This is a genomic window from Mycobacterium adipatum, assembly GCF_001644575.1.
GTDB lineage: Bacteria > Actinomycetota > Actinomycetes > Mycobacteriales > Mycobacteriaceae > Mycobacterium > Mycobacterium adipatum.
Map to the genome: position 1 here is coordinate 5416231 of NZ_CP015596.1, position 17305 is coordinate 5433535.

Consider the following 17305-nt stretch of genomic DNA (forward strand, 5'->3'; position numbering starts at 1 on the left):
GGCCGATCGTTGCCGCGCTGTTTCAGCAAGCACGAGCGGCTCTCTGCGATCCGGCCACAATTCCGCCACCGCGGACCGCAAACGGCCTTACTATCAGGTACGTCAATTTTGCTGGGCGCATGTCGTGAGGGTCCGATGGCTGGGCACTCGCCGGGGAAACGTGCCACTGCGAGGCGAGTGGTCCAACGAGGGGCCCTGAGCGGTGGGAGTGGACATTGGCATCTTCTGCACGACGCCGGGATGCGGGGCGCAATCGGGCCCGCCACCACAAGCACAAGAACCCCGCCCGAGCCCAAGCGACATACCCCACCTTCCGCCTGGACGCCCCGGCAGCCACGTCGACCGCCGACAACGGGAGCTACGGCAGATACATCGGCCGGGTCGGCGGGCTGGCTGTCGCGCTCGGCGTCGGTGCCGCCCTGACCACCGGGCTCGGCGCCGGGATCGCCCATGCCGGGCCCAGCACGACGAAGAACACCTCGCACGACTCGCCGACGACGCCGCGCACAAAGTCACCCAAAACGGCGAAGACGTCCCCCCGGACGGCGACAAGGCCTGCGGCGCCGACCGCCGACGATCCCCCGGATGCAGTCGACGAGACCGGACCGGACGCCACAACCGACACGCCCACGCAAGCTGACCTCGACGCGACGGTCGCCACCCCAGCGTCGACCGCGGACACATCGGCGCTCACTGCGGCGCCACCGTCGTCCGAACCCGACCGCGCATACTCCGATGTGTCGGCGCCCGACTCGACACCGGCCGATCCTGACGCCTCCGTGCTGCCCACCGGATCGACTCCGTCGGCCGCCATCTCACTGCCGTCCCCGACCGACGACACTGCGCCGGCACCACAAGGCACGGGCTTCGGGACCAACAGCAGCCCGGCGGGTGCCGGCACGCCATCGGCGGCGTCCCTCGCGCCGGTCGCGGCGGCCCCGGCCGCGAAGACGAGCGTCATGCAGGTGTTCGTCTCGACGCTCCTGTCGCCGTTCCTGGCCCCGGGGCCGGCCGCCCCCTGCCAGCCGCCTCTGATGTGGGCGATGTTGGCCTCCGTCGTCCGCGAGTTCCAGCGCACGTTCTTCAACAGGTCCCCCGTGGTGCTGCCGCAGGACGTAACCCTTGTCCTGGAGCCGGACGGAACCAGCAGTCCGACAGCGTTCAACGGCCATGACGGCGACGGTGACAAGCTCACCTACATCGTGCCGGCGCGCGGCGTCCCCGGCGGGCCCAGCCACGGATGGGTCACCGTCGACGAACTGACGGGCACGTTCACCTACACCCGTGACGGGAACTACACCGGTCCCGACCAATTCACGGTTACGGCCAGCGACGCGGGCAACGGCTTCCACATGCACGGATTGCTCGGGTTCCTGCGCCCAGCCTGGGGCCACACCGATACGACCACGATCACGATCGACGTCGTCGCCGCCGAAACACCGCCAACCGTCAACAACGACTTCTTCACCACCCCCGAAGACATCCCGGTGCTGGGCAGCGTGCTGAGCAATGACAGCGATCCCAACGACGAAACGCTCACCACCACACTGCTTTCCGAACCTTCTAATGGCAGCGTGACACTGGAACAGAACGGAGTGTTCAACTACACGCCGAATCCGGACTGGAATGGTGTGGACGGATTCACCTACCGCGCCTCCAACCGCATGGCCAGCGCAAGCGCATCCGTGTCGATCGTCGTCACCCCGGTCAACAAAGCGCCACAGACCAGCGACGATCTGTACACCACCACGGAGGACACGGCGATCTCCGGGAACGTGTTGAACAACGACACCGATACCGATGGCGACGCCATCACCGCCGGCCTCGTGATGCCCGCGAGTCACGGGAACGTCCAACTCAATGCCGACGGATCCTTCAGCTACACCCCTGGCGCCAACTTCCACGGCACGGACGGATTCTCCTACGTCGCGTCGGACGGATCACTATCCAGCGCACCGACACTCGTCACCATCACGGTCACACCGGTCAATGACGCCCCGGTCGCCCACAACGACAGCTACGCCGTCAATGAAGACAGCATCCTGACCGGCAGTGTGCTGCCGAACGACACCGACGCAGACGGAGATTCACTCGCCGTATCGCTGGGGGTGGGACCCGCCCACGGCAGTCTCACACTCAACCCCAACGGGTCGTTCTCCTACATACCGGCGGCCAACTACAACGGGACCGACAGCTTCACCTATACCGTGACCGACGGCGTGGCCACCAGCAATTCGGCCACCGCCACCATCACGGTCAACGCCGTCAACGACATCCCGGTAGCAAGTGATGCTTCGTTCAGTGTCAACGAGGACGGCAGCTACACGGGCACCGTGAGTGTCAACGACGTCGATGGCGATTCGGTGACCTCCGTGGTGGTCAATGGTCCCGCCCACGGAAGCCTGGCGTTCGACGGCAGTGGCGCGTTCGTGTACACGCCGGCAGCCAACTACACCGGTACAGACTCGTTCACCTACACCGCGACCGACGGTGTCGGCACCAGTTCTGTTGCCAGAGTCTCGATTACGGTGACACCGGTTAACGACACCCCCGTAGCGGTCAACGACACGTTCACCGCCAACGAGGACAGCATCCTGACCGGAAGCGTGCTCAGCAACGACACCGATGTCGACGGCAATACCCTCACGGCCACAACGGTTATCGGACCCAGCCACGGAACGCTTGTGCTGAACGCGGATGGCTCATTCAGCTACACGCCGGACGCCGACTACGCCGGGGCGGATTCGTTCGCCTACGTCGCCGACGACGGCACCGCGACAAGTTCGGTCGCCACCGTGTCCATCACCATCAGCCCCGTCAACGATGCACCCGTCGCCGGTGACGACATCTTCAGCATCAACGAGGACAGCTCGCTGACCGGGAACCTACTGGCCAATGACAGCGATGTGGACGGCGATTCGCTGACGGCGTCGCTGACCGAAGGCCCGGGGAACGGCACCCTGGAGTTCAATTCCGACGGCACCTTCACCTACACACCCTCTGCCAACTTCAACGGCGTGGATTGGTTCACCTACACCGTCTCGGACGGGGTGCTATCCAGCGCTCCGGCACTCGTGGTGGTGCTGGTCGACCCGGTCAACGATGTCCCGGCCGCCGGCAACGACAGCTATACCGTCAACGAAGACAGCACTCTTGCAGGCAATGTGCTGTCCAACGACAGCGACGCTGAATCCCTTTCGTTGACAGCAACATTGGTGTCGGGACCCACCCACGGCACCCTCACCCTGTATCCGAACGGCTCGTTCACCTATACCCCAGCGCCGAACTACAAGGGGACGGACTCCTTTACCTATACCGCATCCGACGGTACCGCCATCAGTTCAGTGGCAGTGGTGTCGATTTCGGTCGCCCCCGACAACAAGGTCCCGGTTGCGAACGCAGACAGCTACACCGGCAATGAGGACAGCGCTCTCGCCGGCAACGTGCTGGCCAACGACACCGATGCCGACGGCAACACGCTCACCGCGACACTGATCAGCGGGCCCGCACACGGATCGCTGGAGCTGAACGCCGACGGGACCTTCACCTACACCCCAGTGCTGAACTACAACGGGGCTGATTCGTTCACCTACACCGCGAGCGACGGCACCGCCACCAGCTCGGTGGCCACGGTGTCGATCACGGTCAGCGCGGTCAACGACACGCCGGTTGCGGTGGGTGATGCGGCCAGCACCGACGAGGACACCGTCCTCACCGGCAACGTTCTCTCGAACGATTCGGATGTCGACGGCAACACGCTGACCGCGAGCCTGGTCGATGGGCCCGCCAACGGCACCCTGACCCTCAACCCGGACGGAAGCTTCACCTACACACCGGATGCGGACTTCGACGGCGCCGACTCCTTCACCTACACCGCCACCGACGGCACCGCCACGAGCTCCGTTGCCACCGTCTCGATCACCGTCAACCCGGTCAACGATGCACCCGCCACCGTCGCCGATAGCTTCACTACCGACGAGGACACGGTGCTCACCGGCAACGTGTTGTCGAATGATACCGACAACGACGGCGACACGTTGGCCGCGACCCTGGTTGACGGGCCCGCCAACGGCACCCTCACCCTCAGCCCCGACGGCACCTTCACCTACACCCCGGACACCGACTTCAACGGCACCGACTCCTTCACCTACACCGCAGGCGACGGCACCACCACCAGTCCGGTGGCCACCGTCTCGATCACCGTCAACCCGGTCAACGATGCACCCACCACCGTCGCCGACAGCTTCACCACCGACGAAGACACCGACCTCACCGGCAACGTTCTCTCGAACGACACCGACATCGACGCAGACACATTGACCGCGACCCTGGTCGACGGCCCCGCCAACGGCACCCTCACCCTCAACCCCGACGGCACCTTCACCTACACACCGGACACCAACTTCAACGGCACCGACTCCTTCACCTACACCGCAGGCGACGGCACCGCGACGAGTTCCGTTGCCACGGTGTCGATCACCGTCAACCCGATCAACGATGCACCGGTTGCCGCGGGTGACACGGTCAGCACCAACGAAGACACCGTCCTCACCGGCAACGTCCTGACCAACGACTCCGATACAGACGGCGACACCCTCACCGCGACCCTGGTCGACGGCCCCACCAACGGCACCCTCACCCTCAACCCCGACGGCACCTTCACCTACACCCCGGACACCAACTTCAACGGCACCGACTCCTTCACCTACACCGCAGGCGACGGCACAGCGACCAGTTCTGTTGCCACGGTGTCGATCACCGTCAATGCTGTAAACGACGCCCCGGTCACCGTCGCCGATAGCTTCACCACCGACGAGGACACCGTCCTCACCGGAAACGTTCTCTCGAACGATTCGGACGTGGACGGCAACACGCTCACTGCGAGCCTGGTCGACGGACCCACCAACGGCACCTTGACGCTCAACCCGGACGGCAGCTTCACCTACACTCCGGATGCGGACTTCAACGGGTCTGACTCGTTCACCTACACCGCAGGCGACGGCACCGCGACCAGTCCGGTGGCGACGGTGTCGATCACGGTCAACCCGCTCAACGATGCACCGGTTACTGTCGCCGACAGCTTCACCACCGACGAGGACACCCCACTGACCGGCAACGTCCTCTCAAACGACACCGACAACGACGGTGACACCCTCACCGCCACCCTCGTCGACGGCCCCACCAACGGCACCCTCACCCTCAACCCCGACGGAAGCTTCACCTACACCCCGACGGCCAACTACAACGGGGCCGACAGCTTCACCTACACCGCAGGCGACGGCACCGCGACCAGTTCCGTTGCCACCGTCTCCATCACGGTCAACCCCGTCAACGACACCCCGGTCACCGTCGCCGACAACTTCACCACCGACGAAGACACCGTCCTCACCGGAAACGTGCTCACCAACGACTCGGACATCGACGGCAACACCCTCACCGCCACCCTCGTCGACGGCCCCACCAACGGCACCCTCACCCTCAACCCCGACGGATCCTTCACCTACACCCCAGACACCAACTACAACGGGGCCGACAGCTTCACCTACACCGCAAGCGACGGCACCGCGACCAGTTCCGTGGCCACCGTCTCCATCACGGTCAGCCCGATCAATGACACCCCGGTCGCCGCGGGTGACACGGTCAGCACCAACGAAGACACCGTCCTCACCGGCAACGTGCTGACCAACGACTCGGACGTCGACGGTGACACCCTCACCGCGACCCTGGTTGACGGCCCCGCCAACGGCACCCTGACGCTGAATGCCGACGGCTCGTTCACCTACACCCCGGATGCGGACTTCAACGGGGCCGACTCCTTCACCTACACCGCCACCGACGGCACCGCGACGAGTTCGGTGGCGACGGTGTCGATCACCGTCGACCCGGTCAACGATGCGCCAGTTGCGGCGGGTGACACGCTGAGCACCGACGAGGACACCGTCCTCGGCGGGAACGTGTTGTCGAACGACTCGGATGTCGACGGCGACACATTGACCGCGACCCTGGTTGACGGCCCCGCCAACGGCACCCTGACGCTGAATGCCGACGGCTCGTTCACCTACACCCCAAATACAGACTTCAACGGCGCCGATTCCTTCACCTATACCGCCGGCGACGGCACCGCAACGAGCTCCGTTGCCACAGTGTCGATCACGGTCAACCCGGTCAACGATTCACCCGCCACCATCAACGACAGCTTCACTACCGACGAAGACACCCCACTGAGCGGAAACGTTCTCTCGAACGATTCGGACGTGGACGGCAACACGCTCACCGCCACCCTCGTCGACGGACCCACCAACGGCACCCTGACGCTCAACGCTGACGGCAGCTTCACCTACACACCCACCGCCAACTTCAACGGCGCCGACTCCTTCACCTACACCGCCGGCGACGGCACCGCCACCAGTCCGGTGGCAACCGTCTCCATCACCGTCAGCCCAGTCAATGACACCCCGGTCACCGCGGATGACACGGTCTCCACCAACGAGGACACGACTCTCACCGGAAACGTTCTCTCAAACGACACCGACAACGACGGTGACACCCTCACCGCCACCCTCGTCGACGGACCCACCAACGGCACCCTGACCCTCAACCCGGACGGATCCTTCACCTACACACCCACCGCCAACTTCAACGGCGCCGAGTCCTTCACCTACACCGCCACCGACGGCACCGCCACCAGTCCGGTGGCCACCGTCTCCATCACCGTCAACCCGGTCAACGACACACCCGTCACTGTTGATGACTCGGTGAGCACCAACGAGGACACCGCCCTCACCGGCAACGTCCTCTCAAACGACTCCGATTCAGATGGCGACACGCTGACCGCGACCCTGGTTGACGGACCCGCCAACGGCACCCTCACCCTCAACCCGGACGGATCCTTCACCTACACCCCGGATGCGGACTTCAACGGGGCCGATTCGTTCACCTACACCGCGAGCGACGGCACGGCCACCAGTTCTGTTGCCACCGTGTCGATCACGGTCAGCGCGGCCAACGACACACCCGCCACCGTCGCCGACAGCTTCACCACCAATGAGGACACCGCCCTCACCGGAAACGTGCTGACCAACGACTCGGACGTGGATGGCGACAGCCTCACCGCGACCCTCGTCGACGGACCCACCAACGGCACCCTCATCCTCAACGCCGACGGCACCTTCACCTACACACCCACCGCCAACTTCAACGGCACCGACTCGTTCACCTACACCGCCACCGACGGCACCTCCACCAGTTCCGTTGCCACCGTCTCCATCACGGTCAACCCGGTCAACGATGCACCGGTTGCCGCGGGTGACGCGGTGAGCACCAACGAAGACACCCCACTGTCCGGCAACGTGCTGACCAACGACTCGGATGTCGACGGCGGCACATTGACCGCGACCCTGGTCGACGGACCCGCCAACGGCACCCTGTCGCTGAATGCCGACGGCACCTTCACCTACACCCCGGACACTGACTTCAGCGGTTCTGATTCCTTCACCTATACCGCAAGCGACGGAACCGCGACGAGTTCCGTTGCCACGGTGTCGATCACGGTCGATCCCGTCAATGATGCACCGGTTGCCGCGGGTGACACGGTGAGCACCAACGAAGACACCCCACTGTCCGGCAACGTCCTCTCGAACGACTCGGATGTCGACGGCGACAGCCTCACGGCCACCCTGGTTGACGGACCCGCCAACGGCACCCTGACCCTCAATCCGGACGGAAGCTTCACCTACACCCCGAACACCGACTTCAACGGCGCCGACTCGTTCACCTACACCGCCAGCGACGCCACCGCGACGAGCTCCGTGGCCACGGTGTCGATCACCATCGCTGCGGTCAACGACGCCCCGGTGGCGGTGGGTGACACGTTCACCACCGACGAAGACACCGTCCTCACCGGAAACGTTCTCTCCAACGACTCCGATACAGACGGCGACACCCTCACGGTGACTCTGGTCGATGGGCCGGCAAACGGCACCCTCACTCTGAACCCCGACGGGTCGTTCACCTACACACCCACCGCGAACTACAACGGCTCCGATTCGTTCACCTATACCGCCGGCGACGGCACAGCGACGAGTTCTGTTGCCACGGTGTCCATCACCGTCAATCCGGTCAACGATGCACCAGCCGCGGTGGGTGACGCGGTGAGCACCGACGAGGACACCGTCTTCACCGGCAACGTTCTCTCCAACGATTCGGATATCGACGGCGACACCCTCACCGCGACCCTGGTCGACGGCCCCACCAACGGCACCCTGACGCTCAATGCCGACGGATCGTTCACCTACACACCCACCGCCAACTTCAACGGGGCAGACTCCTTCACGTATACCGCCGGCGACGGCACCGCGACCAGTTCCGTGGCCACCGTCTCGATCACGGTCAACCCGGTCAACGATGCACCCGCCACCATCAACGACAGCTTCACTACCGACGAAGACGCCCCACTGAGCGGAAACGTTCTCTCGAACGATTCGGACGTGGACGGCAACACGCTCACCGCCACCGTGGTCGACGGACCCACCAACGGCACCCTCACCCTCAACCCCGACGGCACCTTCACCTACACCCCGGATGCGGACTTCAACGGGTCTGACTCGTTCACCTACACCGCCGGCGACGGCACCGCCACGAGTTCGGTTGCCACCGTGTCGATCACCGTCAACCCGGTCAACGACGCCCCGGTAGCAGTGAGTGACACGTTCACCACCGACGAAGACACCGTCCTCACCGGAAACGTTCTCTCCAACGACTCCGATACAGACGGCGACACCCTCACGGTGACTCTGGTCGACGGCCCCGCCAACGGCACCCTCACTCTGAACCCCGACGGGTCGTTCACCTACACACCCACCGCGAACTACAACGGCTCCGATTCGTTCACCTATACCGCCGGCGACGGCACAGCGACGAGTTCTGTTGCCACGGTGTCCATCACCGTCAATCCGGTCAACGATGCACCAGCCGCGGTGGGTGACGCGGTGAGCACCGACGAGGACACCGTCTTCACCGGCAACGTTCTCTCCAACGATTCGGATATCGACGGCGACACCCTCACCGCGACCCTGGTCGACGGCCCCACCAACGGCACCCTGACGCTCAATGCCGACGGATCGTTCACCTACACACCCACCGCCAACTTCAACGGGGCAGACTCCTTCACGTATACCGCCGGCGACGGCACCGCGACCAGTTCCGTGGCCACCGTCTCGATCACGGTCAACCCGGTCAACGATGCACCCGCCACCATCAACGACAGCTTCACTACCGACGAAGACGCCCCACTGAGCGGAAACGTTCTCTCGAACGATTCGGACGTGGACGGCAACACGCTCACCGCCACCGTGGTCGACGGACCCACCAACGGCACCCTCACCCTCAACCCCGACGGCACCTTCACCTACACCCCGGATGCGGACTTCAACGGGTCTGACTCGTTCACCTACACCGCCGGCGACGGCACCGCCACGAGTTCGGTTGCCACCGTGTCGATCACCGTCAACCCGGTCAACGACGCCCCGGTAGCAGTGAGTGACACGTTCACCACCGACGAAGACACCGTCCTCACCGGAAACGTTCTCTCCAACGACTCCGATACAGACGGCGACACCCTCACGGTGACTCTGGTCGACGGCCCCGCCAACGGCACCCTCACTCTGAACCCCGACGGGTCGTTCACCTACACGCCCACCGCGAACTACAACGGCTCCGATTCGTTCACCTATACCGCCGGCGACGGCACAGCGACGAGTTCTGTTGCCACGGTGTCCATCACCGTCAATCCGGTCAACGATGCACCAGCCGCGGTGGGTGACGCGGTGAGCACCGACGAGGACACCGTCTTCACCGGCAACGTTCTCTCCAACGATTCGGATATCGACGGCGACACCCTCACCGCGACCCTGGTCGACGGCCCCACCAACGGCACCCTGACGCTCAATGCCGACGGATCGTTCACCTACACACCCACCGCCAACTTCAACGGGGCAGACTCCTTCACGTATACCGCCGGCGACGGCACCGCGACCAGTTCCGTGGCCACCGTCTCGATCACGGTCAACCCGGTCGACGATGCACCCGCCACCATCAACGACAGCTTCACTACCGACGAAGACGCCCCACTGAGCGGAAACGTTCTCTCGAACGATTCGGACGTGGACGGCAACACGCTCACCGCCACCGTGGTCGACGGACCCACCAACGGCACCCTCACCCTGAATGCTGACGGCACCTTCACCTACACACCCGACACCAACTTCAACGGCACCGACAGCTTCACCTACACCGCAGGCGACGGCACCACGACGAGTTCGGTGGCGACGGTGTCGATCACCGTCGACCCGGTCAACGATGCGCCAATTGCGGTGGGTGATGCGGTGAGCACCGACGAGGACACCGTCCTCGCCGGGAACGTGTTGTCGAACGACTCGGATGTCGACGGCGACACATTGACCGCGACCCTGGTGGACGGGCCCACCAACGGCACCTTGACCCTCAACTCGGACGGCTCGTTCACCTACACCCCGGATGCGGACTTCAACGGGGCCGATTCGTTCACCTACACCGCCACCGACGGCACCGCCACGAGTTCTGTTGCTACGGTGTCGATCACGGTTAACCCGGTGAACGATGCACCCGTCACTGTTGATGACTCGGTGAGCACCAACGAGGACACCGTTCTCACCGGGAACGTGTTGTCGAACGACTCGGATGTCGACGGCGACACTTTGACCGCGACCCTGGTGGACGGCCCCACCCACGGCACCCTGACGCTGAATGCTGACGGCTCGTTCACCTACACCCCCGATGCGGACTTCAACGGCGCCGACTCCTTCACCTACACCGCCACCGACGGCACCGCCACGAGCTCCGTTGCCACGGTGTCAATCACGGTCAACCCAGTCAACGATGCACCGGTCGCCGCGGATGACACGTTCTCCACCGACGAGGACACCCCACTAAGCGGAAACGTCCTCTCAAACGACTCGGACGTGGACGCCGACACCCTCACCGCCACCCTGGTCGACGGCCCCGCCAACGGCACCCTGACCCTCAATGCCGACGGCTCGTTCACCTACACCCCCGATGCGGACTTCAACGGCGCCGACTCCTTCACCTACACCGCCACCGACGGCACCGCCACGAGCTCCGTTGCCACGGTGTCAATCACCGTCGACCCGGTCAACGATGCACCGGTCGCCGCGGATGACACGTTCAGCACCGATGAGGACACCCCACTAAACGGAAACGTCCTCTCAAACGACTCGGACGTGGACGCCGACACCCTCACCGCCACCCTGGTCGACGGCCCCGCCAACGGCACCCTGACCCTCAATGCCGACGGCTCGTTCACCTACACCCCCGATGCGGACTTCAACGGCGCCGACTCCTTCACCTACACCGCCACCGACGGCACCGCCACCAGTTCGGTTGCCACCGTCTCCATCACGGTCAACCCGGTCAACGACACCCCGGTCGCCGCGGGTGACACGTTCAGCACCAACGAAGACACCCCACTGTCCGGCAACGTGCTGACCAACGATTCGGACGTGGACGGCGACACATTGACCGCGGCCCTGGTCGATGGCCCCGCCAACGGCACCCTGACGCTGAATGCCGACGGCTCGTTCACCTACACCCCGGATGCGGACTTCAACGGGGCCGACTCCTTCACCTACACCGCCACCGACGGCACCGCGACGAGTTCGGTGGCCACGGTGTCGATCACCGTCAACCCGGTCAACGATGCGCCAGTTGCGGCGGGTGACACGCTGAGCACCGACGAGGACACCGTCCTCGGCGGGAACGTGTTGTCGAACGACTCGGATGTCGACGGCGACACCCTCACCGCCACCCTCGTCGACGGACCCACCCACGGCACCCTCACCCTCAACCCCGACGGAAGCTTCACCTACACACCGACGGCCAACTACAACGGGGCCGACAGCTTCACCTACACCGCCGCCGACGGCACCGCCACGAGTTCCGTGGCCACCGTCTCGATCACGGTCAACCCGGTCAACAACACACCCGTCACCGTCAATGACACGCTGAGCACCAACGAGGACACCGTCCTCACCGGCAACGTGCTGACCAACGACTCGGACACGGACGGCGATACCCTCACGGCAACAGTGGTTGACGGGCCTACCAACGGCACCCTCACCCTCAACCCGGACGGCACCTTCACCTACACCCCAGACACCAACTTCAACGGCGCCGACTCCTTCACCTACACCGCGGGAGACGGAACCGCCACCAGTTCCGTTGCCACCGTCTCCATCACGGTCAACCCGGTCAACGACACCCCGGTCGCCGCGGGTGACACGGTCAGCACCAACGAAGACACCCCACTGTCCGGCAACGTGCTGTCGAACGACACCGACATCGACGGTGACACCCTCACCGCCACCCTCGTCGACGGACCCACCAACGGCACCCTCACCCTCAATGCTGACGGCACCTTCACCTACACCCCGGATGCGGACTTCAACGGCGCCGACAGCTTCACCTACACCGCCACCGACGGCACCGCGACGAGTTCGGTTGCCACCGTCTCGATCACGGTCAACCCGGTCAACGACACACCCGTCACCGTCAATGACACGCTGAGCACCGACGAGGACACCGTCCTCACCGGCAACGTGCTGACCAACGACTCGGACACGGACGGCGATACCCTCACGGCAACAGTGGTTGACGGGCCTACCAACGGCACCCTCACCCTCAACCCGGACGGCACCTTCACCTACACCCCAGACACCAACTTCAACGGCGCCGACTCCTTCACCTACACCGCGGGAGACGGAACCGCCACCAGTTCCGTTGCCACCGTCTCCATCACGGTCAACCCGGTCAACGACACCCCGGTCGCCGCGGGTGACACGGTCAGCACCAACGAAGACACCCCACTGTCCGGCAACGTGCTGTCGAACGACACCGACATCGACGGTGACACCCTCACCGCCACCCTCGTCGACGGACCCACCAACGGCACCCTCACCCTCAATGCTGACGGCACCTTCACCTACACCCCGGATGCGGACTTCAACGGCGCCGACAGCTTCACCTACACCGCCACCGACGGCACCGCGACGAGTTCGGTTGCCACCGTCTCGATCACGGTCAACCCGGTCAACGACACACCCGTCACCGTCAATGACACGCTGAGCACCGACGAGGACACCGTCCTCACCGGCAACGTGCTGACCAACGACTCGGACACGGACGGCGATACCCTCACGGCAACAGTGGTTGACGGGCCTACCAACGGCACCCTCACCCTCAACCCGGACGGCTCGTTCACCTACACACCCGACACCAACTTCAACGGCACCGACAGCTTCACCTACACCGCCACCGACGGCACCGCGACGAGTTCTGTTGCCACGGTGTCGATCACCGTCGACCCGGTCAACGATGCGCCAGTTGCGGCGGGTGACACGGCCAGCACCGACGAGGACACCGTCCTCACCGGGAACGTGCTGACCAACGATTCCGATGTCGACGGCGACACCCTCACCGCCACCCTCGTCGACGGTCCGGCCAACGGCACCCTGACGCTCAATGCCGACGGCTCGTTCACCTACACCCCGGACACCAACTTCAACGGCACCGACTCCTTCACCTACACCGCAGGCGACGGCACCGCGACGAGTTCTGTTGCCACGGTGTCGATCACGGTCAATCCGGTCAACGATGCACCCGTCGCGGTCGGTGACGCGGTCACCACCGACGAGGACACCGTCCTCACCGGAAACGTGCTGACCAACGATTCCGACGTGGACGGCGACACCCTCACCGCCACCCTCGTCAACGGACCCGCCAACGGCACCCTGACGCTCAACCCGGACGGCAGCTTCACCTACACACCCACCGCCAACTTCAACGGCACCGACTCGTTCACCTACACCGCCACCGACGGCACCGCCACCAGCGACACGGCCACGGTGTCCATCACCGTCAACCCGGTCAACGACGCCCCCGTCGCCGTCGACGACTCCTTCAGCACCGACGAGGACAGCATCCTTACCGGCACGGTGCTGTCAAACGACACTGACACCGAATCGGACACACTCACAGCAACTTTGGTCGACGGACCCACCAACGGCACCCTCACCCTCAACGCCGACGGCACGTTCACCTACACCCCGACGGCCAACTACAACGGCACCGACTCCTTCACCTACACCGCCACCGACGGCACCGCGACGAGCAACACCGCCACCGTCACGATCACCGTCAACGCGGTCAACGACGCCCCCGTCGCCGAGGACGACTCGTTCACATTCGACGAGGACAACAGCTTGTCGGCGAGCGTGCTCTCCAATGACAGCGATATCGACGGCGATACCCTCACCACCACCCTCGTCGACGGACCGACAAACGGCACCCTGACGCTCAACGCGGATGGCACCTTCACCTACACCCCGGACGCCGACTACAACGGCACCGACAGCTTCACCTACACCGTCAGCGACGGAACCAGCACCAGTTCCGTTGCAGCCGTGTCGATCACCGTCGACCCGATCAACGATGCCCCCATCGCGAACAACGATTCGTATTCCATCGGCGAGGACAGCACCCTCACCGGCAACGTGTTGACCAACGACACCGACGCCGACGGCAACACCCTGACCGCAACCCTGGTCGATGGGCCCACCCACGGCACCCTCACCCTCAACGCGGATGGCAGCTTCACCTACACCCCGACCACCGACTACACGGGCATCGACAGCTTCAGCTATCGGACATCAGACGGATCTGAGACCAGCAATACCGCCCTGGTGACCATCGCGGTGACGGCCGTCAACGATGCTCCGATTGCCGCGGATGACTCGTTCAGCACCAACGAGGACACCCAGGTCAGCGGCAATGTACTCACCAATGACACCGATGCCGACGGCGACATCCTCACCGCAACACTGGTCAGCGGACCCACCCACGGCACCCTCACCCTCAATGCCGACGGCACCTTCACCTACACCCCGACCGCCAACTACAACGGCACCGACAGCTTCACCTACGCCGCCGGCGACGGCAGCGTGACCGACAACGCCCTGGTGACCATCTCGATCACGTCCGTCAACGACACTCCGGTCGCCGCCGGGGACACCTTGAGCATCAACGAGGACAGCATCCTGACGGGCAACGTGCTCAGCAATGACACCGACGCCGACGGCAACACCCTCACCGCAACCCTGGTCAGCGGACCCACCCACGGCACCCTCACCCTCAACACCGACGGCACCTTCACCTACACCCCCACCACCAACTACAACGGCACCGACAGCTTCACCTACACCGCCACCGACGGCACCGCCACCAGCAACACCGCCACCGTCTCCATCACCATCAACGCCGTCAACGACGCCCCCGTCGCCGTCTCCAACAGCTACACCACCAACGAAGACACCCAACTGACCGGCAATGTCCTGACCAATGACACTGACGCAGAAGGCAACACGTTGACCGCAACGCTGGCCACCGGACCCACCCACGGCACCCTCACCCTCAACACCGACGGCACCTTCACCTACACACCCACCACCAACTACAACGGCACCGACAGCTTCACCTACACCGCCACCGACGGCACCGCCACCAGCAACACCGCCACCGTCTCCATCACCATCAACGCCGTCAACGACGCCCCCGTCGCCGTCTCCAACAGCTACACCACCAACGAAGACACCCAACTGACCGGCAACGTGCTGACCAACGACACCGACGCCGACGGAAACACCCTCACCGCAACGCTGGTCACCGGACCCACCCACGGCACCCTGACCCTCAACACCGACGGCACCTTCACCTACACCCCGACGGCCAACTACACGGGCTCCGATGTCTTCACCTACAAGGCCAACGACGGCACCGTCAACAGCAACACCGCGGTGGTCAGCATCACCGTCACCCCGGTCAACGACACCCCGGTCGCGGTGAACGACACCTACTCCACCAACGAGGAATCCCCCCTCAACGGCAACGTCTTGAGCAATGACACCGACGCCGACGGCAACACCCTCACCGCCACCCTCGTCAGCGGACCGGCAAACGGCACCCTGACCCTCAACACCGACGGCACCTTCACCTACACACCCACCACCAACTACAACGGCACCGACAGCTTCACCTACACCGCGGGCGACGGCACCGCCACCAGCAACACCGCCACCGTCTCCATCACCGTCAACCCGGTGAACGACGCTCCGGTCGCCGCCAACGACTCCTACTCCACCAACGAAGATGTCCAGCTCGCCGGCAACGTGCTCAGCAATGACACCGACATCGACGGCAACACCCTCACCACCACCCTCGTCAGCGGGCCGGCAAACGGCACCCTGACCCTCAACACCGACGGCACCTTCACCTACACACCCACCACCAACTACAACGGCACCGACAGCTTCACCTACACCGCCACCGACGGCGCGATCACCAGTAACACCGCCACCGTGACGGTGACGGTCAACGCCGTCAACGACGCGCCGGTCGCCACCAACGATTCCTACAGCACCAACCAGGGCATCGCGCTGAACGGCAACGTCCTGAGCAACGACACCGACGCCGACGGCAACACGCTCACCGCGTCCGTGGTGGCCGGGCCTGCCCATGGGTCACTGACGCTGAATGCGAACGGCTCGTTCACCTACACGCCCGCCACGAACTACAACGGCACCGACAGCTTCACCTACGTAGCCAACGACGGTACGGCGAACAGCACCGTAGCCACCGTCAGCATCACGATCGTCGACAACGTCGCCCCGACGGCAGTCGACGTCCAGACCACCAACGGCGGCTCCGCCGGTTACTTGGACCAGGGTGACACCATCACCTACACCTTCAGCGAGGCGATCGATCCGACGACGATCCTGGCTGGATGGGATGGTTCGACGACGAACATCGTGGTGCGCGGGTACAACGGCACCCTCTTGAACGGCCTCAACGACTATCTGCAGATCTACGACTCGACCAACAGCACGATATTGCCGCTGGGCACGGTCTATCTCGGCCGCCAGGACTATCTCGCCAGCTTGAGTGGCAGCGCCCCCGTCACGTACGGCGCGACCGGAACGGCGTCCACAATGACACTGAGCGGCAACACACTCACCATCGTGCTCGGCACATATGAAGCCGACCCATTCGGCGTGTACCGACAGTTCGCTCTGGGAACCGGCGCGATGGTCTGGACGCCCTCGACGGGTACGAGACCGGAGGACCTGGCCGGGAACGTGATGACGACGACGTCGGCCACCGAGTCCGGCACCGCGGACAGGGACTTCTGACCACCCAGCAA

Annotated in this window: 1 protein-coding gene; it reads left to right on the top strand. The window is 64.4% G+C overall.

Annotation, left to right across the window (positions count from 1 at the left end; genetic code table 11):
• Positions 1–215: 215 nt before the first annotated feature.
• Positions 216–17294 (top strand): tandem-95 repeat protein, encoded by a 17079-nt coding sequence (locus A7U43_RS29900; RefSeq protein WP_156526031.1) that lies wholly within the window; start codon positions 216–218, stop codon positions 17292–17294.
• Positions 17295–17305 lie beyond the last annotated feature (11 nt).